Below are 493 nucleotides of genomic sequence, written 5' to 3' on the forward strand. Positions count from 1 at the left end.
CCAGCCGCCGGTCGCGACGGATGACGCGGTGACCGTGCGCGCCGGCGACATCGTCACGGTGCCGGTGCTCGACAACGACTACCACCCCGACGCCGCACCCCTCACGCTCGACCCGGCTCTCGCCGAATCGGCCGGTGCGGGTGGTCTCGTGTTCGTCGCGAATGACACGGTTCGCTACCAAGCACCGCAAGAACCCGGCGTGTATTCGGTGGTGTATCGCGTCTTCGACGGTTATGAGCAGTCGGCGACAGCTGTCGTGCGGTTCACGGTCGTCGGTCCCGACGCGAAGGGCAACCGCGCGCCGTTGCCGCTGCCGTTGACGTCGCGCACGTTCGAGGGCACTGCGGTGAAGATCGATGTGCCGCTCGATGGTATTGATCCTGATGGTGATTCGGTGACGCTCGTGGGCATCACGACGCCGCCGTCGTTGGGGAAGATCGTCGACATCGGCAGCACGCATGTCAGTTATGAGGCGTATGCGGGTTCGGCGGGT

1 protein-coding gene is annotated in these 493 nt (G+C 65.7%); it reads left to right on the top strand.

The window, feature by feature from the left end:
- Positions 1-493, top strand: a 493-nt coding sequence (locus tag AC6CH0_RS17760; RefSeq protein ID WP_498103333.1) for an Ig-like domain-containing protein, incomplete at both ends; no start/stop codon positions are given.

The sequence above is a fragment of the Agromyces sp. GQ35 genome (assembly GCF_059758475.1).